General features: G+C 69.9%; 19 protein-coding genes. 11 read left to right on the top strand and 8 right to left on the bottom strand.

The genetic code is table 11. The features are described 5' to 3' along the window. The first annotated feature begins 174 nt into the window (after positions 1-174). The 6 genes from B0293_RS20140 (at position 175) to B0293_RS20165 (ending at position 6,421) form a co-directional block, all read left to right on the top strand. Positions 175-1,521 (top strand): MFS transporter, encoded by a 1,347-nt coding sequence (locus B0293_RS20140; RefSeq protein ID WP_005150152.1) that lies wholly within the window; start codon positions 175-177, stop codon positions 1,519-1,521. A 16-nt stretch (positions 1,522-1,537) separates the two neighbouring features. Continuing rightward, positions 1,538-2,200: a response regulator transcription factor gene (locus B0293_RS20145; protein WP_005150145.1), complete on the top strand. Its 663-nt coding sequence runs from the start codon at positions 1,538-1,540 to the stop codon at positions 2,198-2,200. Between the two features lie 3 nt (positions 2,201-2,203). Continuing rightward, on the top strand, positions 2,204-3,607 hold the full coding sequence (locus tag B0293_RS20150; RefSeq protein WP_005150144.1) for a sensor histidine kinase: 1,404 nt from the start codon (positions 2,204-2,206) through the stop codon (positions 3,605-3,607). After that, on the top strand, positions 3,604-4,545 hold the full coding sequence (locus B0293_RS20155) for a TAXI family TRAP transporter solute-binding subunit (protein ID WP_005150142.1): 942 nt from the start codon (positions 3,604-3,606) through the stop codon (positions 4,543-4,545). The genes B0293_RS20150 and B0293_RS20155 overlap by 4 nt, the downstream gene beginning before the upstream one ends. 100 nt (positions 4,546-4,645) lie before the next feature. Then, positions 4,646-5,932 (top strand): alpha/beta hydrolase family protein, encoded by a 1,287-nt coding sequence (locus B0293_RS20160; protein ID WP_005150141.1) that lies wholly within the window; start codon positions 4,646-4,648, stop codon positions 5,930-5,932. Between the two features lie 57 nt (positions 5,933-5,989). Further along, on the top strand, positions 5,990-6,421 hold the full coding sequence (locus B0293_RS20165) for an acyl-CoA thioesterase (protein ID WP_005150140.1): 432 nt from the start codon (positions 5,990-5,992) through the stop codon (positions 6,419-6,421). On the opposite strand, the gene B0293_RS20170 is transcribed toward B0293_RS20165, so the two are convergent. Beyond that, positions 6,409-8,004 (bottom strand): alkaline phosphatase D family protein, encoded by a 1,596-nt coding sequence (locus tag B0293_RS20170; protein WP_005150139.1) that lies wholly within the window; start codon positions 8,002-8,004, stop codon positions 6,409-6,411. The genes B0293_RS20165 and B0293_RS20170 overlap by 13 nt on opposite strands. Positions 8,005-8,115: 111 nt before the next feature. Here B0293_RS20170 and B0293_RS20175 point away from each other — a divergent pair, with 111 nt between their 5' ends. Both B0293_RS20175 and B0293_RS20180 read left to right on the top strand, forming a co-directional pair. After that, positions 8,116-8,577, top strand: a complete 462-nt coding sequence (locus tag B0293_RS20175; protein ID WP_005150128.1) for a tRNA (cytidine(34)-2'-O)-methyltransferase — start codon at positions 8,116-8,118, stop codon at positions 8,575-8,577. A gap of 179 nt (positions 8,578-8,756) precedes the next feature. Further along, positions 8,757-10,730, top strand: coding sequence for a hypothetical protein (locus B0293_RS20180; RefSeq protein WP_245191806.1), 1,974 nt, complete (start codon positions 8,757-8,759; stop codon positions 10,728-10,730). A 9-nt stretch (positions 10,731-10,739) separates the two neighbouring features. Here the strand turns inward: B0293_RS20180 and B0293_RS20185 are convergent, their stop codons facing one another. From B0293_RS20185 to B0293_RS20205, 5 genes are all read right to left on the bottom strand, one after another. Further along, positions 10,740-11,720 carry a VWA domain-containing protein gene (locus B0293_RS20185; RefSeq protein WP_005150119.1) on the bottom strand — a complete coding sequence of 327 codons (981 nt, stop codon included), beginning with the start codon at positions 11,718-11,720 and terminating at the stop codon, positions 10,740-10,742. Continuing rightward, positions 11,717-12,601 carry a DUF58 domain-containing protein gene (locus tag B0293_RS20190; RefSeq protein ID WP_221473007.1) on the bottom strand — a complete coding sequence of 295 codons (885 nt, stop codon included), beginning with the start codon at positions 12,599-12,601 and terminating at the stop codon, positions 11,717-11,719. The genes B0293_RS20185 and B0293_RS20190 overlap by 4 nt, the downstream gene beginning before the upstream one ends. A gap of 70 nt (positions 12,602-12,671) precedes the next feature. After that, positions 12,672-13,742: an AAA family ATPase gene (locus B0293_RS20195; RefSeq protein WP_005150115.1), complete on the bottom strand. Its 1,071-nt coding sequence runs from the start codon at positions 13,740-13,742 to the stop codon at positions 12,672-12,674. A 123-nt stretch (positions 13,743-13,865) separates the two neighbouring features. Continuing rightward, positions 13,866-14,408, bottom strand: a complete 543-nt coding sequence (gene mobA / locus B0293_RS20200) for a molybdenum cofactor guanylyltransferase (protein WP_005150111.1) — start codon at positions 14,406-14,408, stop codon at positions 13,866-13,868. A 2-nt stretch (positions 14,409-14,410) separates the two neighbouring features. After that, positions 14,411-15,763 carry an NlpC/P60 family protein gene (locus B0293_RS20205; RefSeq protein ID WP_005150110.1) on the bottom strand — a complete coding sequence of 451 codons (1,353 nt, stop codon included), beginning with the start codon at positions 15,761-15,763 and terminating at the stop codon, positions 14,411-14,413. 343 nt (positions 15,764-16,106) lie between these two features. Between B0293_RS20205 and acnA the strand changes: the two genes are divergently transcribed. Both acnA and B0293_RS20215 read left to right on the top strand, forming a co-directional pair. Continuing rightward, positions 16,107-18,914 (top strand): aconitate hydratase AcnA, encoded by a 2,808-nt coding sequence (gene acnA / locus B0293_RS20210; protein ID WP_005150109.1) that lies wholly within the window; start codon positions 16,107-16,109, stop codon positions 18,912-18,914. A 74-nt stretch (positions 18,915-18,988) separates the two neighbouring features. Continuing rightward, positions 18,989-19,789, top strand: a complete 801-nt coding sequence (locus B0293_RS20215) for an alpha/beta fold hydrolase (protein WP_005150108.1) — start codon at positions 18,989-18,991, stop codon at positions 19,787-19,789. Here B0293_RS20215 and B0293_RS20220 read toward each other — a convergent pair. Further along, the gene (locus B0293_RS20220; protein ID WP_005150106.1) at positions 19,786-20,256 is read right to left on the bottom strand and encodes an MgtC/SapB family protein; all 471 of its coding nucleotides are present in this window, start codon (positions 20,254-20,256) and stop codon (positions 19,786-19,788) included. The two genes, B0293_RS20215 and B0293_RS20220, sit on opposite strands and share 4 nt — an antisense overlap. A gap of 328 nt (positions 20,257-20,584) precedes the next feature. After that, a complete protein-coding gene (locus B0293_RS20225) occupies positions 20,585-21,484 on the bottom strand; it encodes a LysR family transcriptional regulator (protein ID WP_005150103.1) in 900 nt (299 codons plus the stop codon). Positions 21,485-21,640: 156 nt separating this feature from the next. On the opposite strand from B0293_RS20225, the gene B0293_RS20230 reads away from it, so the two are divergent. Beyond that, positions 21,641-23,059, top strand: a complete 1,419-nt coding sequence (locus tag B0293_RS20230) for an MFS transporter (protein ID WP_039915075.1) — start codon at positions 21,641-21,643, stop codon at positions 23,057-23,059. Positions 23,060-23,061: the final 2 nt, after the last annotated feature.

Here is a 23,061-nt window from a genome sequence, read left to right on the forward strand (position 1 = left end):
CGTCTTCGTCCGTGACCGCACTGAGGCTATCGGCTCGCCCGGCGCACGGCGGAGCCGCGCCACCCCTACCTCCGGGTAACCGCGACCGTCCTAAGCGGATGTTAGGAAGCGGGCCGAAACCTTGCCCGGCCGTCACGGATTGTTCACCGTGAGCCGGAACACAGGAGGTCAAAGATGACAACCCGGATCGGCGAAGCGTCGCCGCCCGTAAGCGAGAGGCGAGTCGTCGGCAACGTGCTGCGCGGCTCCATCGGCAACCTGGTCGAGTGGTACGACTGGTACGCCTACGCCGCCTTCACCACGTACTTCGCCAAGTCCTTCTTCCCCACCAAGGACACGACGGCGGCCTTCCTCGGCACCGCGGCGGTGTTCGCCGTCGGCTTCCTCATGCGGCCACTCGGCGGCTGGATGCTGGGCCGGTTCGCCGACCGCTTCGGGCGACGAAGCGCACTCGTGCTTTCCGTCACGTTGATGGCGACGGGGTCGCTGATGATCGCCGTGACCCCGACCTACGCCAGTATCGGGATCGCCGCGCCGATCCTGCTTCTGATCGCGCGGCTCGTCCAAGGGCTCTCGGTCGGCGGCGAGTACTCGACCTCCGCGACCTATCTGTCCGAAGTGGCCACTCCGGGCAAACGCGGTTTCTACTCCAGCTTCCAGTACGTGACGCTGTACGGCGGCCAGTTGCTCGCGCTCGGCCTCCAGCTCCTGCTGCAGTCGATCCTCACCGAGCAGCAGCTGACCTCGTGGGGCTGGCGGATCGCGTTCGCCGTCGGCGCGCTCGCCGCGGTCGTGGTGATGTTCCTGCGCCGCGGGATGGACGAGTCGGCCAGCTTCGAGGAGGCCAAGGCGTCCGGCACCGGCAAGGACGCGGGCGACAAGGGCACGCTGCGCGCGCTGATCAAGTACCCCAAGGAGATCGCGCTCGTCGTCGGCCTCACCCTCGGCGGAACGGTGTCGTTCTACACCTTCGCCACCTACAGCCAGAAGTTCATGGAGAACACCGCGGGCATCCCGCGCCGGACGGTCACGCTGATCCTGTTCTGCGCGATCCTCGTCGCCGCGATCCTGCAGCCCCTCGCGGGGAAGCTGTCCGACCGCATCGGCCGCCGCCCGCTGCTGATGTTCTTCGGCATCGGCGGCACGCTCCTGACCGTCCCGATCATGACGCTGATGGGCGCGACCAAGCAGCCGGTGCTCGCCTTCCTGCTGATGCTGGCCGGCCTCGTGATCGTCACCGGGTACACCTCGATCAACGCGATCGTGAAGGCCGAGCTGTTCCCGACGAAGATCCGCGCGATCGGGGTCGGCCTCCCCTACGCGCTCACCGTGGCGATCTTCGGCGGCACCGCCGAGCTCATCGCGCAGGCGCTCAAGGGAGCGGGCCACGAATCGGTGTTCTTCTACTACGTCGCGGGCTGTGTCCTGGTGTCGCTCATCGTGTACGGCACAATGCGGGAAACCTCGAAGACCTCGGAACTCGACAACAAGAAGCAACCTGAGCCGGTGTCCGGCCGTTAGACGGGAAGGTGTGGTCATGCGGTTGCTGCTGGTCGAAGACGACGCCGGCGTCGCCGACGCGCTGTCCGAAACGCTGCAAGCGCGTGGCCACACCGTCTCCCACGCGATCCGGGGCTGCGACGCGCTGCACCGGCATCGCGAGGCCGACGTGATCCTGCTGGATCTCGGCCTGCCCGACATGGACGGGCTCGACGTGCTCCGCAAGGTCCGTCAGGTGTCACTGGTGCCGGTGCTGGTCCTCACCGCGCGCGGGGACGAGCGGTCCGTGGTGCGCGGGCTGCGGCTCGGCGCCGACGACTACCTGACCAAACCGGTCCGCCTCGCCGAACTGCTGGCGCGGGTGGACGCGGTGGTGCGCCGCGCCGCCATCACGGCCGCGCCCCAGGACGACGTCGTCCGCGTCGAGGACGTCGAGATCGACCTCGGGGCCCGGCGGGTGCTGGTCGACGGGACCGACATCGGCCTCACCACCAAGGAATTCGCCGTGCTGGCGGTGCTCGCCGCCCGGCCCGGCACCGCGGTGAGCCGCCAGCAGCTGATGGACGAGGTCTGGGGCGACGCGTACCTCGCCGTCTCCCGCTCGCTGGACGTGCACCTGACCCAGCTGCGCGCGAAACTCGACCGGCCGGGGCTGCTGACCACGATCCGGGGATTCGGCTACCGCTTCGGCCGGGACTGAGCGGTGCGCACCCGGCTGCTGGTCGTCCTCGTCGCGCTCGCGCTGACCGTGGTCGCCGCGTTCGCGATCCCGCTGTTCGGATCGACCGCCGCGCAGCGGACCCAGCAGCTCGTCATCGCCCGCAACGCCGACGTCGACCGGTTCGTCGTCCTCGCCCAGCAGGCCGTCGACGCCGACGACGCGACCACGCTGGCGGTCGACGCCGCACGGTATTCGTCGTTATACGGCGAAGCGGTCGTGGTGGTCGACGCGCGGGGAACGCCGCTGGTCGAAACCGGCGGGATGACGGCCGCGGAGCCCGTCGTGCGCTCGCTCGTCGAGTCCGCCCTGCGCAACCAGCCCGCGAAGGGGCCTGAGCAGCTGAGCCCGTGGTCGGCGGATCCGGTCTATTTCGCCCGCCCGGTCGGCACCGGGACGCGGGTGGCCGGAGTCGTCGTGCTTCGCGCGTCGGTGACCATGGCGGCGGCCGACGTCACCACCCGCTGGGCGGCGATCGTGGCGGGCGCGGTGCTGGTCGCGGCGGTGTTCGTGCTGCTCGCGGTCCTCCTGGCCCGCTGGATGGTGCGGCCGCTGCACGAACTGGAGACCGGCGTGCAGGCGGTCACCGAGGGGCATCGCGCCCAGGTCCCCGACCGGGCCGGGCCGAGGGAACTGCGTTCGCTCGCGACGTCGTTCAACCGGATGTCCGACGCCGTCGTCGAGGCGTCCGAACAGCAGCGCCGGCTCGTCGCGGACGCGTCGCACCAGCTGCGGAATCCCATGGCCGCCTTGCGGTTGCGGGTGGATTCCCTGGCCGCGCAGGTCGACGGCGACGGCCAGCGGGCCTACCGGGCGACCGTCGCGGAGGTCGAACGGCTGGAGTCCCTGCTCGACGGACTGCTCGCGCTGGCGCTCGCCGAAAGCGCCGCGACCCGGCTCGCCGCGGGCGAATCCGGCGACGAACCCTGCGATCTCCCCACCGTGCTGGCCGAACGGGTCGACGCGTGGCGCCCGTCGGCCGACGACGAGGGAGTCGGCCTCGCGGCGCCGGACTGCCACGACGAGCCGGTGCCCGTGCGGTGCTCGGAGAGCGAACTGGCCCAGGTGCTGGACGTCCTGCTGGACAACGCGGTGCACTACGCCGGCCAGGGCGCCACCATCACCACCGGCTACGAGACCGGCGACGCGACCGCCACACTCTTCGTGTCCGACAACGGTCCTGGGCTGTCCACAGAGGACCGGGAACGCGCGACAGAACGGTTCTGGCGGGCCGGAGGCGACGGCGCGCCGCGCGGGACGGGGCTCGGCCTCGCGATCGCGAGCCAGCACGTGCTCGCCCGGGGCGGGCGGCTCGAACTGCGCGAGGCGGTACCGCACGGACTCGAAGTCCGCGTCGAACTCCCGCTCGTGGCAGGGGGCGTCCCGTGACCGTCACCAGGCGCACCGCGCTTCTCGCCGGACTCGCCACGCTCGCGGGTTGCTCGACGGCGGGCTACCAGGGCCCGGAACGCGAGGTCGTCATCGCGGCGGGCGAGAGCGGCGGGTTCTACCTCGCCTTCGCGGAGCTGCTCGCCCAGCAGCTGAACCGGGTGGAACCACGGCTGCGCGCGACGGCTGTCGCGACCGAGGCCAGTGTCGAGAACCTGCGCCGGCTGCGGGACGGCCGGGCCGATCTCGGGCTCGTCCTCGGTGACGTCGCCGAGTCCGCTTTCGCCGGAGCGGACCCGTTCTCGGTCCCGATGTCGTTCTCGGCCATCGGCCGCGTCTACGAGAACTACCACCAGCTCGTGGTCCGCGCGGACGGCGGCGTGCGGTCCCTTTCCGATCTGGCCGGGCGGCCGGTGGCGATGGGCGCGAACGGATCCGGCGTCGCGGTGTTCAGCACGCGACTGTTCGCCCGCGCCGAGATCTCCGTGCACGCGAAGAACCTCCTGCTCGGGGAGGCGATCAACGCGCTGGTGGCGCACGAGGTCGACGCCCTGTTCTGGTCCGGCGGGATCCCCACCCCCGCGCTCACCGAGCTGAACCGGACCACCCCGATCACGCTCCTCCCGCTCGACGCCCACCTTCCCGCCCTGCGCGCGGGCTACGGCCCGGTGTACGACCAGGTCCACGTCCCGGCGCAGGCCTACCAAGGGGTCGGCGAGCTGCGGACGATCGGCGTCGCGAACCTCCTGCTGGCAGCGCCTTCACTGCCCGACGACGCCGCGGCCGCCGTCGCGCGGGTGCTGGCCGGGCACGCCGCCGACCTCGTCCCCGCGCCCGCCGTCGGGACCCAGTTCCTCGACGTCCGGACGCTGATCGGCACCGGCAAGGTGCCGCTGCATCCCGGAGCCGCGTCGGCCTACCGTGCCCTGCACGGGTGACCGCGACTCCGTCTCCAGAGGGATGCGCGTCACCCCGGGGCGCTGCCATGGTCGGAAACAGGCGGCCGTCGGGCCGCCCCGATCCGGAAGGACTCCAGCAGTGTCATCGAGACACACCAGGCTGGCGCGGGGTTCGGCGCTGATCGCGGGCCTCGCGCTCGCGGGCGGGCTCGCCACGGCCGCCCCCGCCCTCGCTGCCGACCAGGCCAAACTCACCGCTCCAGCCCTCACCGGCCACCACGAGGTCGGCACCACCGACCTCCACCTCGTCGACAACGCCCGCCCCGATCCGTGGAAACCGGAGCGGCGGCGGGAAATCATGGTCACCGTCACCTACCCGGCCGACCGGTCCGCCGACGGGCCGCGCGCACCGTGGTTCAGCCCCGCCATGGGCTCGGTCATCGACCAGGTGCTGGCGAGCAAGGACTACCTCGATCTCCCGGTGGGCTCCATCGATTGGAACACCGCGAAACGCAACGCCGAGGTCGGCGTCCCGGCGGCGCACGGCGCGCCGAAGCCGGTGGCGCTCTTCTCCCCCGGCTTCGGCGGTCCGCGGGAGACCTACACGGCGCTCGTGGACGACCTGGCGAGCCGCGGGTACGTCGTCGTCTCGCTCTCGCACACCTACGAGAGCGCGGCCGTCGAATTCCCCGGCGGACGGCTCGAACAGGCGGTCCCGCCGGGTGAGGGCCCCGAGTTCATGAAGAAGGCGCTCGACGCGCGAGTCGGCGACACCCGCTTCGTCCTCGACCAGCTCACGAAGCTCGCCCGCGGCCAGAACCCGGACGCCGAGAACCGGCCGCTCCCCCGCGGTCTCGGCCGGTCCCTCGACCTGTCCCGCGTCGGTGCCTTCGGGCATTCCTACGGCGGGTTCACCTCCGGCGAAACGATGGTGCACGACGGCCGGATCGACGCCGGGATCAACCTGGACGGCGCGATGGCGACCGCGTTCGGCTACCCGCCTGGGAGTGCCTATGTACCGGGCGAGGTGACGAAACGCGGCCTGGACCGGCCGTTCATGCTGATGGGCGCCGAAGGGGTCGACCCGAACGGGAAACCGCTCGAACACACCCACCGGCATCCCGAATTCGACCGGAGCTGGGCGGATTTCTGGGCCAACCAGCGCGGCTGGAAGCGGGACCTGCTCCTGCGCGGCGGCAGTACCCACATGGCGTACAGCGATCTGCAGGTCGTCGTGCCGCAGCTGGGTTCGCGAGTGACCCCGGAGAAACGGGAAGCCGTCATCGGCACCATCGATCCCCGCCGGTCGCTGGCCGCGCAACGGGAGTACATCAGCGCGTTCTTCGATCTGCACCTGAAGGGCCGCGACCGGCACCTGCTCGACCGTGAGTCGCCGCGTTACCCGAACATCGATTTCATCGACTGAGCCCGGTGAAGGGCCCTTTCCCGGCTCGGGGAAGGGCCCTTCACGTAGGTTGGAACCGTGACCGAGCCACGGAAACCGATCGTCGAAATGCCGCTGCGCGTCCGCTACCACGAGTGCGACGGGCAGGGCATCGTCTTCAACGCGAACTATCTCGCCTACGTGGACATGGCCATGTTCGAAGTGGAGAAAGTCCTCTTCGGCTCCCACGAGGAAGCCTTGGCGCGCGGTGTCGACGTCGTCGTCGCCGAGTCGAACCTCCGCTACCGGGCGCCTTGCCGCTACGACGACGAACTCGTCGTGGCCGTGTTCCTGGACCACCTCGGCACGACGTCGCTGATCATCGACTTCGAGATCACCCGCGGCGGCGACCTGTGCACGGAAGTGAAGACCCGCTACGTCTTCGTCGATCCCACGACGCTCAGAAAGGCGGCGCCACCCGCGGCCGTGCGCGAGGTGTACGCCGCCCTCCTGCCCGCTCAGGCGGACTGAACGCCGGGGCGCCGGTCTTCGACGACGTAGCTGGCCCGCGTGCTGATCGGCGCGCCGGGGGTGTTGACGAAGGGAACCACCCGGAAGTCGCTCTGCCAGCGCTGCCGGTTGACGTTGACCCGGACGTACCCGCGCTGGTTGTTGAAGAACTTCATGTGCGGGTTGGCCTTCAGCAGGTTCTCCCCGGCGGGCGTCATGTCGGCGCCGTTGCCGCCGCTGGTGATCGACGTCCCGACGAACTCGCTCGCCACCGTGGGTGAGCCCGGGTCACCGAAGTTCTTCTTGAGGTCCCAGGCGTAGTTCTGGTGCCGGTCGCCGGTGATGACCACCAGGTTCCGCACGCCCCGGTCCTGCGCCGCGGCGAGCACGCGGTCGCGGTCGGCGACGTAGCCGTCCCACGGGTCGAGGTAGACGTTGGTCGCCTCACCCGCGTCGGTGTCGGTCTGGCCCATCGGCGCCTGGTTGCCCAGGATCTGCCACCGCGCGTGGGACCGGGAGAAGCCGTCGAGCAGCCACTTCCGCTGTTCCGACCCGAGCAGCGTGCGGTCCTCGTCGAACCGCTCGGTGCAGTTCGCCGACTGGCCGTCGCCGCACGGCTGGTCGTCGCGGTACTGGCGGGTGTCGAGCATGGTGAAGTCGGCCAGCGTGCCGTAGCTCAGCCGCCGGTGCAGACGCGCGTCCGGCCCCTTCGGCAGCTGCGCGATGCGGTACGGCAGGTGCTCGTACATCGCCTGGAAGGCCTGGGCGCGGCGCTGGCGGAACACCACCGGGTCCTGGTCGGGCTCGTTGTCGGCCTGCGAGTGGTCACCCGCCCAGTTGTTCTCGACCTCATGGTCGTCGTTGACGTGGATCCACGGGAAGGCGGCGTGCGCGGCCATCAGCGGCGCTTCGGACTTGTAGAGCGCGTACTGGAGCCGGTATCGGGCCAGGTCGAAGGTCTCGCCCTTGAACTGCGGGCCCACCGGCGTGCCGCGGCCGACACCGGTGACGCCGCTTTCGTAGAGGTAGTCGCCCAGGTGCACGACCAGGTCGAGGTCCTCGGCCGCCATGTGGTCGTAGGCGGTGAAGTGCCCGGCCTCCCAGTTCTGGCAGGACGCGAACGCGAAGTTCAGCTCACGCGGCGACGACCACGCGACGGGCGCCGTCCGGGTGCGGCCTACCGGCGAGATCACGCCGCCGGTGCGGAAGCGGTAGAAGTACTCGTGGTCAGGCGCGAGCCCGTGGACCTCGGGGTGCACGGAGTGGCCGAGTTCGGGCGTGGCGACCACGGAGCCGCGGCGGACCACCGCGCGGAAGCGTTCGTCGAGCGAGACTTCGTACTCGACACGGACCGGCGTCCGCGGCATGCCGCCGAAGCCGTCGGCCTCGTACGGCTTCGGTGCGAGCCTGGTCCAGAGCACGACGCCGCCGGGCAGCGGGTCACCCGACGCGACGCCGAGGGTGAACGGGTCACCGGCGCCACTGGCGAGCGGCATCGCGCCTGCGGCGTTCCAGGCACCGGTCCCCAGCAGGACGGCGGCCGCGCCTGCGGAACCGTAACCGAGGAAGCGACGCCGCGACAGGGGGTGAGGGAGCGAAGGCATGAAGCCCTCCTGTGGTGGGATGGTCACGGGCGGGCCTCATGCTCGTCCGGCTTGGTGGCCACCCGGCCGCGCTCAGGCGAAGCGCCCGTGAACGAAAGACGATCAACCCTCGTGTTCCGCATCCTTTTCTACCGCCCCGAAATCCCGCCCAACACGGGTAACGCGATCCGCTTGACCGCGAACACCGGCTGTGAGCTCCACCTGGTGGAACCGCTCGGTTTCACGCTGGAGGACAAGCAGCTGCGGCGTGCCGGGCTCGACTACCACGACCTCGCGCGCGTCCACGTCCACGCGGATCTCGACGCGGCGTGGGCGGCCCTGCTGCCCGCCCGGGTCTTCGCGTTCAGCGCCTCGGCGACACGGTTGCACACCGACGTCGCGTACGAGCCCGGCGACGTCCTGATGTTCGGACCGGAGTCGGCGGGTCTGCCTCGTGAGATCCAGGAGTCCCCGCAGGTGACCGATCGGGTGCGGCTGCCGATGCTGCCGTCGAGCCGGTCGCTCAACCTGTCGAACACCGCGGCGATCAGCGTCTACGAGGCCTGGCGGCAGAACGGCTTCGCCACCCCCTGAGCCGAATCCCCTGAAAATCCTTTGTGAATCAACGGATTTCGTATGTCCACAAGGGACATCGCGGACGAGTGTGCCCGCGTCCGATCAGCGGTTCCGGCCGCTGCCCGGGTTTCGCCATACTCCGGTGGGCGGCGCGCTGGGGCGAATCGGGAGGGGTTCACGTGGTGCGGGGAAAGTTCTTGCTGTGCAGGTTTTTCTCGGTCCTTCTAATCGGCGGCGTCATCGTCGCGGGCGGCGCGCAGGAGGCGGCGGGCGCCCCGGGGCCGGTCGTCGACCTCGGCGCTTTCCCGGTCGACAGCGACAGCCGCGCCACCGCGATCAACGACGACGGCACCATGGCCGGGGTTTACAGCAGCCCGGCCCAAGGGTCGATCGCCGCGCGCTGGAACCCCGACGGCGCGGTGGTCCCGCTCGCGGTGCCGAGCACGCACCGCATGACCGAGGCACGGGCGATCAACGCCAAGGGGTTCATCGCCGGCTCGGCTTATGACAGCATCTCCGTCCGGCGGCCCGTGCTGTGGCGTCCGGACGGCTCGTTCACCGAGCTGAGCTCGCCGGACCGCTACGGGCATTCGGAGGCCACCGCGGTCAACACCGCGGGCGTGGTGGCAGGCACCGTCACGATCGGCACTCCGCCGGCCGAACGCGCGGCGCGGTGGGACGCGAAGGGCGTCATGACGCTGCTTCCCTTGGCACCGGGCGACACCAAGTCGGCGGCCGCGGCGATCAACGACGCGGGCGTGATCGTCGGGACCTCCGGGGAAAAAGCCGTGCGCTGGAACCCTGACGGCACTGTCGTCCGGTTGCCTCTGCTTCCCGCAGACGACCGCGGCTCGGCCCAAGGTGTCAACAGCGCCGGGGTCGTCGTGGGTGTTTCCGGCGTCCACCCGGTGCGCTGGGCCGCGAACGGCGCCGTCACCGCCCTGCCCTCCCTTCGTCCCGAGGACCCGGCCGGCAACGCAAAGGCGATCAACGATTCCGGCGTCATCACCGGCCACTCCGGCGTCGGAGGCGGCCGTCACTCCGCGGTGGTGTGGGACGCCAGGGGCGCGATCGCCGGCCTCGGCACCCTGCCGGGACACGACCAGAGCGCGGGTGCGGCGATCAACTCCCGCGGTGTCGTGGTCGGCGATTCAGAACTGACCTCCGCGCGCGGACGCCACGCCGCGCGGTGGACGGCGCCGGGCAAGGCCACGGATCTGAGCCGGTCGTTCCCCGGAGGCGACCGCGCGGAGGCTTTCGCGATCAACGTGCACGGACAGGCCATCGGCGAGTCCCTTCCCCCGGAAGGGATGACGCACCCCGTCACCTGGACACCGGGCGGAGTCCTCACCGACCTCTCCCCCGGCTCGAACACCCCGGAGGCGAACGCCATCAACGTCCACGGCGTCATCGTGGGCACCGACAACAGGAAGCTGAACAAGGACCGCGCGATCCGCTGGGCACCCGACGGGACCATGACGGCCCTCAAGGAGCCGGAGTACTACACGTACCGCTCACGCGCCAATGGGATCAACGACAGCGGCGTGATCGTCGGCAGCGCGAGTTCCCGGCGCGGCAGCTCGCACCCGACGCGGTGGGCGCCGGACGGGACGCCGAGCCTCTTGCCTGTCCTGCCCGGCCACGCCGGTGGCACCGCGAAGGCGATCAACAACCGCGGGGTGATCATCGGAAGTTCCGGAATCCGCAACGAGACCAGCGACCACGTGGCCCGCTGGGACCCGGACGGGACGGTGACCGAGCTGATGGGCTTGCCCGGCGAGAAGCACACCCGTGCCGTCGCGCTCAACGATCGTGGCGACGTCGTCGGCTACTCCGGGGAACACCCCGTCCGGTGGAGCCCCGACGGCCGGATCACCAAGCTGCTCCTTCCCGAGGGCACCAGCCGTGGCAAGGCGACCGGGATCAGCGACACCGGGGTCGTATCGGGCTCGTACGACTTCGGCGTCGCCGGGACTCCGGGGCAAGGGGTGCGCTGGGCCCCGGACGGGACGGTGACCGAGCTGCCGTCGCTGCCCGGCGGGCAGGAGACCAAGGCCAACGGCATCAACGCCCTCGGCGACATCGTGGGCTCGTCCGACAACGGTTCCGGCCAGGTGCACGCGGTCCGCTGGCCCGCCACCTGGACGCAGATCCCGGTGGTCATCCGGTAACCGAACCCGCTACGGCAGCCGTTGCCCCAGGAAGAGCGAAGCGGCGGCACCGATCATCAGCACCAAGGTCCCGATGATGACCCAGGGACGGCTCGCGTCGGCGTCCTTCAGCTCGTACCCGATCTGCTCACCGAGGTCGTCGTACACGCGTTTCAGCTCGTCCGCGCTCGCCGCCTTGTAGAAGTCGCCGCCGGAAAGCCGGGCGATCTCCTCCAGCGATTCGTCGTCGACCTTCACGTCCTGGGGTTTGCCGTCGATGTCGACCGAGCCGTGCGTGGTCCCGAACGAGATCGACGAGATCGGCACCTGGGCCTGCTTCGCCGCCTGCGCGGCCGTGTAACCGCCTCGCGGTGCGTACAGGTCGTCCGGGACGGTCTGCTTGCCGTCGCTCATCAGGACGATCCGCGCGGGCGGCGGGCCTTCCGCGCCGCCGACGATCGCCGAGAAGCTCTCGATCGATTGCAACGCGGCGAAGATCCCTTCACCGGTGGCCGTCGACTGCGCCAGCTTGAGGTTGTCGATCGCCTTCACCACGCCACCGCGATCGGTGGTCGGCGCGACCAGCACGGTCGCCGTCCCCGCGAAGGAGATCAGCCCGAGGTTCACCCCGGGGGTCATGTTCTGCGCGAACGAACGCGCGGACTCCTGAGCCGCCTTCAGCCGGGTCGGGGCGACGTCGGTCGCTTCCATCGACAGCGAGGTGTCGATCACCAGCATCACGGTGGCCCGGTTGCGGGGCACCTTCTGCTCGGCCGTCGGCCCGGCGAGCGCGACGGTGAGCACCAGCAGCGAAAGCACGATCAGCATGGCGGGAACGTGCCGCACCCAGCCCTGGCTCTTCGGCGCGACCTTCTCCAGCAGTTCCAGGTTGGCGAACCGCATGGTGCGCTTGCGGCGCGCGCGCTGGGAGAGCACGTAGCCCACGATTACCGCGGCGACCGCCAGCAGCAGCAGGAACCACCACGGCGACGCGAATCCGGTCAAGCTCACGCGACACCACCGGACCAGCGGCGCTTGCGGGCCACCACGAACCGGACCATGTCCGCGATCCAGTCCGAATCGGTGCGCAGCACCAGATGCGCGGCACCGGCGCGGCGCAGCGCGGCCGCGACCTCCTGCCGGTGAGCGTGCGCCGCGGCGCCGAATTCCTTGCGCAGCAAGGCCGAAGCGTGCACTTCGCGCTGTTTCCCTGTCTCCGGGTCGGCCAGCACGACGGTGCCCACGTCGGGCAGGTCGATGTCGCGCGGGTCGAGGACTTCGATGGCGATGAGGTCGTGGTGCCCGCCGAGCGCACGCAACGGGCGCTGCCACTCGGTGTCACCGAGGAAATCGGAGATCACGACGGCGAGCCCGCGACGGCGGGGCGGACGGCGCAGTTTCTCCAGTGCCGCGGCGAGATCCCCGCGGACGCCTTCCTCGGCGCGCGGGGTCTCGGCGAGCTTGCGGACCAGTCCCCGCGCGTGCGGGAGCCCGCCGCGCGCCGGGATCCGCGTGATGCTGCCCGCTCCGTTGGAGACGAGCGCGCCGATCCGGTTGCCACCGCCGCCGGTCAGATGGGCGACGGCGGCCGTCGCGCAGACGACCAGGTCGCGTTTCTCGCACAACGCCGTGCCGAAGTCGAGGCTCGCGGACACGTCCGCCACCAGCCACGTCTCCAGCTCGCGGTCGGCGACGGTCTCCCGGATGTGCGGGCTCGTCGTCCGCGCGGTGACCGCCCAGTCCATCCGGCGGACGTCGTCACCGGGCTGGTACGGCCGGGCCTCCCCCGGTTCCGAACCCGGTCCAGGCACCAGACCGAGGTGGTTGCCCTGCAGCAGACCATCGAGACGGCGGCGCACGTCGAGTTCGAGCGTGCGCAGGCCCGCCTCCATCCGCTCCCCGCGGAGCACCGGCGGTGCCCAGGAAGGACGTTCGCCCTTCTCGTTCTTCACGCTCGCTTCCCTACCTGACCGGTGCGCCGGCCGGGACCGGGCCGCCCTGCCCGGCGCCGCCCTGCGGACGGGCCGAGACCTGCGGCAGCGGGACGGTCTGCAGCACCCGCGTGATGATGTGGTCGATGGGCACGCCGTCGGCCAGCGCGTCGTAGGACAGCACGAGCCGGTGACGCAGCACGTCGGGGACGACGTCGACGACGTCCTGCGGCAGCACGTAGTCGCGGCCGCGGACCAGCGCCAGCGCGCGGGACGCGGCGATGATGCCGAGGCTGGCACGCGGCGAGGCGCCGTAGGACACCCAGCCCGCGACATCGGCGAGGCCGTGGTCGTTCGGCGTGCGGGTGGTGAGCACGAGGCGGACGACGTAATCGACCAGCGCGTGGTGCACGAAGACCTGCGAAGCGACGTTCTGCAGCCGGACCAGCTCGGCCGGGCTCAGCACCTCTTGCGGGGTGGGCGGGGTGACGCCCATCCGGTAGATGATCTCCCGCTCTTCCTCGGCGGTCGGGTACTCGACGACGATCTTGAACAGGAACCGGTCGCGCTGCGCCTCGGGCAGCGGGTACACACCCTCGTTCTCGATCGGGTTCTGCGTGGCGAGCACGAGGAACGGGTCGGGCATCGGGAAGGTCTGGCCGCCGATCGACACGTGCCGCTCGGCCATCACCTCGAGCATCGCCGACTGCACCTTCGCCGGCGCGCGGTTGATCTCGTCGGCGAGTACGAAGTTCGCCACCACCGGGCCGAGTTCGACGTCGAACCGCTCGGCGCCCTGGCGGTAGATCCGGGTGCCGAGGATGTCGGCGGGGACCAGGTCCGGGGTGAACTGCACGCGCGAGAACGACCCGCCGACCACCCGGGCGAAGGTCTCGACGGCGAGGGTCTTCGCGACGCCGGGGACGCCTTCGAGGAGGAGGTGTCCCCTGGCCAGCAGGCCGACCAGCATCCGCTCGACCAGCCTGTCCTGGCCGACGATGATCCGCTTGACCTCGAACACGGTCCGCTCCAGCAACTGGGCGTCCCGCGCCGGCGTTCCGGGCTGCTGCTGCGCGCCGTCGGCGTAGCCGGGCTCGGTCACTCGTGCCTCCTGTGTTCCCCGCTTGCGTTGTTCCGTCCGGATGTGACCGTAGTGGTCGGTGGCACAGCCGTTCGTGAAGGTAGCCAACCCGATCAGCGGTATGACGGCTGTGAAGGGGCTTGACTACGACCAGCGGTCGAGGTCCTCCGGCGTGTCGATGTCGTCGCTCTCGCCCGGCTCCTCGGGCACCTCGACGATCTCCAGCCCGCCCAGCGTCCGTCGCAACGAGGCGTTCTCGACCGTCTCCGGCAAGGCCCCGCGCAGCGCCCCCACCCGCCAGGCGCCGAGCAGCCACTGCCGCTCCCCCGAGTCGTCGACCAGCACGGCTCCGGACGCGGCACCGAGCGAACCGACCAGCCGATCCACAGTGGACGACCGCACTCCGGCGAGATCACCGGCCAGCACGACGACGATCTCCGTGCGCACCAACGCGAGACCGGCAGCCAGCGCGGCGACCGGACCTGTCCCGGGCGAGGACTCCCGGGTCCACAGCACGTCACCGAAGCCCGGCCGTTCGGGACCGACGACGATCACCGGATCCGCGGCCGCGAGCGCCGCCAGAGCCCTGGCGAGCAACGGTTTCCCGCCGACGGGAAGCGCGGGTTTGTCCACACCGGACAGGCGGCGCGCGGCACCGCCCGCCAGCACGATCCCCGCGTAAGTCACGACTAGCCGATCATGCGGGTCGCGTACGGCATGATGCCGCCGTAGCGCACCGGAGCGACCCGGACCCGCAGACCGGACTGCGGCGCTTCGACCATCTGCCCGTTCCCGAGGTACATCGCGACGTGGTGGATGCCCCCACCGCCGCCCCAGAAGAGCATGTCGCCGCGGCGCATCTGGGACAGCGGCACCTTTCGCCCGGAGTTGTACTGGTATCCGCTGTAGTGCGGGAGCGCCCGCACCCCGGCGAACGCGTAGATCATCAGGCCCGAGCAGTCGAAGCCGATCTTCATGTAGTCGCCGTAGCGGTCGGCGACGCCACCGTCGCGGATACCGCGCGTCGGGCCGGAGGTGTTGCCACCGCCCCAAGCGTACGGAAGTCCCAGCTGCGACAACGCCCGCTGGACCGCGGCCTCGACACTCGCCCCGGCGGGCGCCGACTGGACGGGCCTGCTCGACGGACGGCCACCGCCGCCCTGGCTGGGGCTGGGCCTCGACGCGGCGAGCGCGGCCTGACGGGCACGCTCCTCGTCCTCGCGGGCCTTCTGCGCCTTCCAGTCTTCATAGCGCTGCCGCTGCCCTTGCAGGCCGCTGACCTTCTGCTGCGCTTCGAAGAGCTGCTTCTCGACGTTCGTCTTGTCGGCTTCGAGCTTCTCGTTCTGCGTGGCCTGGGTGTCCTGCGCGTGCTGTGCGGCGCTCTGGGCGTTGTCGGCCTCGTGCTTCGCCGCTTCGGCAGCGCGCTTGCGCTCCTGCGCGATCTCCAGCTTCTTGCGCGCCGTCGCGTCCTTGTTGGACTTGTCCGTCTGCGCGCGCTTCATCGTGTCGAGCGCGTTGAGCCTGCTGCCGCCGACCGCGTCGAGCATCTGGGCGCGGCCGAGGAGTTCCTTGGGGCTGTTGGCGGTCAGGTACGCCGACACCGAACCGATGGTGCTGCCCTGCTGGAAGCTGGCGGCGGCGAACTTGTCGAGGTCGGCGCGGGCTTTGTCGATGGTCGCCTGCGCGGCGTCGGATTCGGTGCGCGCGGACTTCGCCTCGCGGTCGGCCTGGGCGGCTTCGTCCTGCGCGGTCTCCGCGTCGACCCTCGCCTTGTTGGCCTCTTCCATCTTCAGCTCGACGTCGTCGTTGAGCTGCGCGAGCTTCGATTCGGCCTGGGCCAGCTGGTTCGTCAGCCTGCCGACGTCGCCCGCCTTGGCGTTGGCGTCGGCCTTGCTGGAGTTGATCTCGGAGTCGCTGGGGTTCGGCGGGGGCGGCGGTACCGCGATGGCGGTACCCGTCACCCCGAGCAACAGGGCGATCCCCAGCGCACCGATGGTCGTGCCACGGCGGGCACCGGCCGCAGACCCGGCTTCACCACGCACGATCCACCCACCTCCTGATCTTGAACTTCGAGCTCACTGTGCCACTGCCGTCACAGCATTACCAGAAGCACCACCAGGAACTTACACACCGTAGGCACCATTTCCCCTCAACGGGGGACGAACAGACGAACGTTTCGTCACTCGAACGGCCGCAGGTGGATGAGACCTTCGTGACGCGCGTGTCGGCTTGCCAAGCCAAACAGGACGGGCGTACTGTTTGAAAGGACGAACGAGGTGTGCCATCCCGGGTCCGGACTTACGGTGGGGGTGCGCAACACTCGCTCCGGGCCCGCCCGAACGGCCCGGAGAACCACACCGAACTGACCCGCCACTGGAGTAAGAAGTGACAGCACCTGCCAGCAAGGACAGCTTCGGCGCCAAAGACACGCTGAAGGTCGGCGACGCCTCCTACGAGGTGTTCCGCCTGGACAAGGTCGAGGGCTCCAAGCGCCTTCCCTACAGCCTGAAGATCCTGCTCGAGAACCTGCTGCGGACCGAGGACGGCGCGAACATCACCGCCGACCACATCCGCGCGCTCGGCAACTGGGACGCGAGCGCGGACCCGTCGATCGAGATCCAGTTCACGCCCGCCCGCGTGATCATGCAGGACTTCACCGGCGTGCCCTGTGTCGTCGACCTCGCCACCATGCGCGAAGCCGTCACCGACCTCGGCGGCGACCCGGACAAGGTCAACCCCCTCGCCCCCGCCGAGCTGGTCATCGACCACTCGGTCATCATCGACGTCTTCGGCCGCGCCGACGCCTTCGAGCGCAACGTCGAGATCGAGTACGAGCGCAACCGCGAGCGCTACCAGTTCCTGCGCTGGGGCCAGGGCGCCTTCGACGAGTTCAAGGTCGTCCCGCCGGGCACCGGCATCGTGCACCAGGTCAACATCGAGCACCTCGCGCGCACGGTGATGTCCCGCAACGGCCAGGCGTACCCCGACTCCTGCGTCGGCACCGACTCGCACACCACCATGGTCAACGGCCTCGGCGTGCTGGGCTGGGGCGTCGGCGGCATCGAGGCCGAGGCGGCCATGCTGGGCCAGCCGGTCTCCATGCTCATCCCGCGCGTCGTGGGCTTCAAGCTCACCGGCGAGATCCCGACCGGCGTGACCGCCACCGACGTCGTGCTCACCATCACCGAGATGCTGCGCAAGCACGGTGTGGTCAGCAAGTTCGTCGAGTTCTACGGCGAGAGCGTCGGCGCGGTGCCGCTGGCCAACCGCGCCACCATCGGCAACATGAGCCCGGAGTTCGGCTCCACCGCGGCGATCTTCCCGATCGACGAGGAGACCGTCCGGTACCTCAAGCTCACCGGCCGCTCCGAGGAGCAGGTCGCGCTCGTCGAGGCGTACGCCAAGGAGCAGGGCCTCTGGCACGACCCGTCGCACGAGCCGGAGTACTCCGAGTACATCGAGCTGGACCTGTCGACGGTCGTCCCGTCGATCGCCGGCCCGAAGCGCCCGCAGGACCGCATCGAGCTCACCGACGCGAAGAACTCGTTCCGCAAGTCGATCCACGACTACGTCGGCGGCGAGCAGGTCCCGCACACCAACGTGGACGAGACCGTCGAGGAGACCTTCCCGGCCAGCGACCCCGCCGCCCTCTCCTTCAAGGACGAGGACGCGGTCGAGCTCCAGTCGGCGGCGAACGGCCACAGCGGCCGCCCGACCAACCCGGTCAAGGTCAGCACGTCGGACCGCGGCGAGTTCATCCTCGACCACGGTGCCGTGGTGATCGCCTCGATCACCTCCTGCACCAACACCTCCAACCCGTCGGTCATGCTCGGCGCGGCGCTGCTCGCGCGGAACGCGGTCGACAAGGGCCTCGCGGTCAAGCCGTGGGTCAAGACCTCGATGGCGCCGGGTTCGCAGGTCGTCACCGACTACTACACCAAGGCCAACCTGTGGCCGTACCTGGAGAAGCTGGGCTACCACCTGGTCGGCTACGGCTGCACCACCTGCATCGGCAACTCCGGCCCGCTGTCGGACGAGATCTCCGCCGCGATCCAGGAGAACGACCTCACCGCGGTTTCGGTGCTCTCGGGCAACCGGAACTTCGAAGGCCGGATCAACCCCGACGTGAAGATGAACTACCTCGCGTCGCCGCCGCTGGTCATCGCCTACGCGCTCGCCGGCACGATGGACTTCGACTTCGAGAACCAGCCGCTCGGCCAGGACACCGACGGCAGCGACGTCTTCCTGAAGGACATCTGGCCGTCGGCCAAGGAGATCCAGGAGACCATCGACTACGCGATCACGCAGGAGATGTTCACCAAGGACTACGCCGACGTCTTCGACGGTGGCGAGCGGTGGAAGTCGCTGCCGACCCCCGAGGGCAAGACCTTCGACTGGGACGCGGAGTCCACCTACGTCCGGAAGCCCCCGTACTTCGAGGGCATGCAGGCGGAGCCGTCGGCGGTCACCGACATCTCCGGCGCGCGCGTGCTGGCGAAGCTGGGCGACTCGGTCACCACCGACCACATCTCCCCGGCCGGCGCGATCAAGCCGGGCACCCCGGCCGCGCAGTACCTGACCGAGCACGGTGTGGAGAAGAAGGACTTCAACTCCTACGGCTCGCGCCGCGGTAACCACGAGGTCATGATCCGCGGCACCTTCGCGAACATCCGGCTGCGCAACCAGCTGCTGGACGACGTGCAGGGCGGCTACACCCGCGACTTCACCCAGGACGACGCCCCGCAGTCGTTCATCTACGACGCGGCGCAGAACTACGCGGCGCAGGACATCCCGCTGGTCGTCCTCGGCGGCAAGGAGTACGGCTCCGGATCGTCGCGTGACTGGGCGGCCAAGGGCACGCGCCTGCTGGGCGTGCGCGCGGTGATCACCGAATCGTTCGAGCGCATCCACCGGTCGAACCTGATCGGCATGGGCGTCATCCCGCTGCAGTTCCCGGCGGGCGAGTCGGCCTCGTCGCTCGGCCTCGACGGCACCGAGACGTTCGACATCTCGGGCATCACGAAGCTGAACGACGGCGAGACCCCGCGCACGGTCCACGTCACCGCGACGAAGACCGACGGCACCAAGGTGGAGTTCGACGCGGACGTCCGCATCGACACCCCGGGTGAGGCGGACTACTACCGCAACGGCGGCATCCTGCAGTACGTCCTGCGGAAGATGACCCAGGCGTAAGCAGCACACCCGAAGGCCCCTTTCCCCGCACTTTGGGGAAAGGGGCCTTCGTCGTTTTTCGGTAGCGTGGCCGTATGGCCCACGGTCGGATTCAGGTCGAGAACGGCGAACTGGCGTACGAGATCCGGGGCGCGGGCGATCCCGTCGTCCTGCTGCACGGCGGCATGCTCGATTCCCGGATGTGGGACGCCGAGATGACGGCGCTCGAACGGCACCACACCGCCATCCGGTACGACGCGCGCGGACACGGCGAGTCCTCGACGCCGACGCAGCGCTTCAAGCATTACGAGGACCTCCGTTCGCTGCTGACCGCGCTGGAACTCCCCTGCGCCACGCTGGTCGGGTTATCCGGCGGCGGGCGCATCGCGGTCGACTTCGCGCTGACCTACCCGGACCTCGTCGAGAACCTGGTCCTCGTGGCGACCGGGCTCGGCGCGATGGTGACGAAGGATCCTTTCGTCTTGGAGCAGAACAAGAAACTCGAGGAGGCGGGCGCCAGAGGTGATCTGCCCGCCGCCATCGAGTGTGTCCTGCGGATGTGGGTGGACGGCCCCCGGCGTGCTCCGGAAGACGTCGATCAGAATGTCCGGCGCCGGTGCCGGGAGATGTACACGGACACGATCACCCGGCACTCAGGCAGCGGCTTCGTGCTGATGGACGAACTGCGGGCCGTCGAACGGGTCAGGGAGCTGACGCCGCGCACGTTGACGCTGGTGGGCGATCTGGATTCCTCGGACATCCTCGCCATCGCCGACCAGCTCGAAAGCGAGGCACGCGACGCCCGGAAACTCGTCGTCCCCGGGGTCGCGCACATGATCAACCTGGAGAAGCCCGCCGACTTTTCGCGGATATTGCTGGATTTCCTGGACTGCTAGACGGGCTCTTCCTGCTCCGAGCACTCGTCCCGGTTCTCCGGGCGCCGGTCGACGACGCGGCCGAGCGGGCGCAGCAGCACGTTGACCCCGACGATCACCCCGGTCCCGGCGAGCGCGACGACGTAAAGTCCCGCTCCCGCAAGGGATCCGACGGCCGCCGAGCACCACAGCGTGGCGGCGGTGTTGAGCCCGCGCACGTTCAGCCCGTCCCGCAGAATCACTCCGGCACCGAGGAAACCGATCCCGGAGACGATCTGCGCGGCGACCCGCGTCGGGTCCGCGTCGCCACTGGTGTTCAGCCCGCCGAACCCGTGGGCGGACAACAGGACGAAGAGGGTGGCGCCGACGGCGACGAGGGCGTTGGTGCGGAGTCCGGCCATCCGGGCGCGGTACTGGCGCTCGATGCCGATGACGGCGCCGAGGCCGACGCCGGTGCCGACCCTGAGCAGCATTTCGAAGGTGTTCATGATTCCGGCTCTTTTCTGGCGTGCGTACACAAGGCCAGACAGGGAAAGAAGACCGGAGAAGGTCAGCGCACCGCGCACACGGGTGAACGGCGACCACGTCCGGTCGTTCCAGAACTGTCTTCCGGCATGTGCCGCTCACCTCGCTTTCGTACTCGATCGGTGTTGATCAACCTTCGGGACTGTACCACCGGACCGCCGTCCGGCCACCCCGCGCGTGGACGGGCTCACACCTCGACTCGCGACAGGACTTGGCCGTGCGCGTGTCGTCCGTCCAGTCACGCGTGTCGTCCATCGGATCACACGTGTCGTCCGGTAAGTGACGGGCCACTCACGAGTCGAACGCGTCGCGGATCGTGTCGCGCAGCCAGCGCTGGGCCGGATCGGCGTCGAGCCGCGCGTGCCAGAGCAGGCAGACTTCGATCTCCGGAAGATCCGCGGGAATCGGGAACCAGCGGATGCCGAGCGACCGGCCGTACTGCTCGGCGAGCCGCGAGGGTACGAGCCCGATGTAGTCGCTCGACGAGACCAGGAAAGCGGCGACGGCGGACGTGGGGACGACCGCCGCGACCCGGCGCTGAAGACCGGCCGCTTCGAGCACGTCGTCGAGCGGTCCCCTGCCCCGGCCGCGCCGGGAAGCGGAGACGTGGGGATAGCGGCAAAGCTGAGCCAGCGTCGGGCGCCGGGTGCCGCCGAGCGGACCGTCCGCCCGGACGATCCCGACCACCCGTTCGCGGTACAGCGGCATCGAGCGGATGTCGGGAGCGGTGACGTCGCCCGCGCCGATGTCCAGATCCACCGAGCCGTCCCGCAACGCTTCGGTGCTCTCACTGCCTTCGGCCACGAAGCGCAGGACAACGCCCGGCGCGACTGCGGCGGTCGCTTCGACGGCGGCAGTCGTCAATGTCGCGGCGACGCCGTCGTTGATGCGGATCGTGAAGGTGCGTTCAAGATCGCCGATCGCCAGGTCGCGGTCGGCGCTGATCAGAGCGGACGCCTCGTCGAGCAGTGACCGCACGCGCGGCGCGGTCCGGAGCGCGAACGGCGTCGGCACCATCCCCCGGCCGGCGCGCACCAGGATCGGGTCCCCCATCGCCCGCCGCAACCGGCCCAGTGCCCGGCTCGCCGCCGGGATCGACAGGTGCAGCCGCTCGGCGGCCGCCGTCACGCTGCCTTCCCGCAGCAACGCGTCGAACACCCGGAGAAGGTTGAGATCCAGCTGGTCGGCCATAGTTGCATCGTACGCAACTAGTCTTTGTCAAAGTTGCGTGGCGCGAAGACCAGGCTGGTCAATAGCTTTGCGGACATGCCACTCCGACTCCAACTCCGCGACGATCCCGCGGCCACGGCGAGCCGCCCGGTCTCGCGAAATGGCCTGCTGGCCGCCATGTGCGCCTGTGTCGTGCTCGTGGTCGGGATGGTCGCCGCGATCAACCTCGCCGTGCCGATGCTGGCCGCGAGCGACCTCCACCCGTCCGCGTCGGCGCTGATCTGGATCGTCGACACCTACGTCGTTTTCTTCGCCTGTCTGGTGATCCCCGGTGGCGCCGCGGGCGATCGCTTCGGCCGCAAGGGCGTCCTGCTCACCGGCCTGGCGCTGTTCGCGGTCGGCGCGCTGCTGTCGACGATCGCGCCGAACGTGCCCTTCCTGCTGGCGGGCCGGGCGATCACCGGGATCGGGGCCGCCGCCGTGCTGCCCAACACCCTCGCCGTCCTGCTGCACGCCGTGCCCGCCGAGCGCAAGGGCGTGACGATCGCGACCTGGGCGTCGATGACCGGGATCGGTGGTGTCGTCGGGAACGTCGGCGGCGGCGCGGTGCTGTCCGGCGGGTCGTGGCGCTGGCTGTTCGCCGCCGCCATCCCGCTCTCACTGGTGCTCGCCGCTCTCGTCGCCCGCATCGCGCCGGTGTCGCCGCGGCACGACCGTCCGCTCAGCCCGCTCGGCGCCGTCCTGCTCGTCGGCGCGTCGGTCGCCTTGCTGCTCGGCATCGTCGAAGGGCCCGAAAAGGGTTGGGGCAGCCCGATCGTCCTGATCGGGTTCGCCGGCTCGGTCGTGCTCTTCGCCGTGTGGACGTTCGTGGAGCTGAAAGCCGAGCATCCGCTGCTCGATCCCCGGTTGTTCCGGGTGCCCGCGCTGCGCAGCGCCTGTCTCGGCATGACCGCGATCTTCTTCGGGATGTTCGCGCTGTTCTACGTCAACGCGTCCTTCCTGCAATACGGCAAGGGATTCGGCGTGCTGTTGACCGGGCTCGGGATCATCCCGCTGACCGTTCCGGTCATCCTCGGCGCGCGGCACGTGGGCAAGCTGGTCCAGCGAATCGGCGTCGACGCCACCGTCGCCATCGCGTTCGTCTTCTGCGGTTGCGGCCTCCTGGGACTGTCCACGAACGACGCTTCGACGCCGTATCCGGTCTACGCGGCCTGGCTCGTGGTGACCGGCATCGGTGTCACGCTGGCCCTTCCGACGCTGTCCGCCGCGATCTCCGGCTCACTGCCGCCCGCCCAGGCCGGTGTCGGGGCCGGGCTCCAGGCCACCACCCGTGAGTTCGGCAGCGCGCTGGGCGTCGCGGTGATCGGCACCGTCCTCACCGGACAGTTCGTCGCGGCGCTGCCCGCCGACGTCCGCGCGGCCCACGATCCGCACACCGTGGCGCAGGCCCTCGCCACGGCACCCGGCCGCACGCCTGAAGTGATTTCCGCGTTCGTCACCAGTACGAGCACGGCCCTGCGGGTCATCGGCGTGAGTGTGCTCGTCCTCGGGGCGCTCGTCGTCCTGCAATCACGCCTTTCCCGCAACACCAAGTAGAA

The sequence above is a fragment of the Amycolatopsis azurea DSM 43854 genome (assembly GCF_001995215.1).
Lineage (GTDB): Bacteria > Actinomycetota > Actinomycetes > Mycobacteriales > Pseudonocardiaceae > Amycolatopsis > Amycolatopsis azurea.